This window comes from Rhodobium orientis, assembly GCF_003258835.1.
In the GTDB taxonomy this organism is placed as follows: domain Bacteria; phylum Pseudomonadota; class Alphaproteobacteria; order Rhizobiales; family Rhodobiaceae; genus Rhodobium; species Rhodobium orientis.
The window spans coordinates 1-322 of record NZ_NPEV01000132.1 but is presented as its reverse complement, the minus strand read 5'-3'; the positions used below and the strand labels follow the sequence as shown (position 1 = coordinate 322).

Annotated in this window: 1 protein-coding gene; it reads left to right on the top strand. The window is 50.3% G+C overall.

Going from position 1 to position 322, the window contains the following annotated elements; all coding sequences use genetic code 11:
• Nucleotides 1–297: ATP:cob(I)alamin adenosyltransferase (locus CH339_RS25525; protein WP_146610294.1), on the top strand; the 297-nt coding region annotated here is incomplete at its 5' end.
• Nucleotides 298–322: the final 25 nt, after the last annotated feature.

Here is a 322-nt window from a genome sequence, read left to right as displayed (position 1 = left end):
GAAGAACGAATTGATGCCTATGTCGAGGAAGCGCCGCAGCTGACCAAGTTTATACTTCCGGGCGGAACAGAAGCGGCATCATTTTTGCATGCGGCGAGAACGGTCATCAGAAGAGCTGAACGAAAGATTGTCGCTTTGGCCAAAGAAGAAGACATTCCGCCGCTTGCGCTGCCATACGTCAACCGGCTGTCCGATTATTTATTTGCGGCGGCGCGCATTGTCAATCACCGTCTCGGGGAAGTGGATGTCGAATATGAACGAAGCGCTGATGTATTCCGGACAAAGAAAAAATCATGAATGAGCCATCCGCCAATCGTTATCT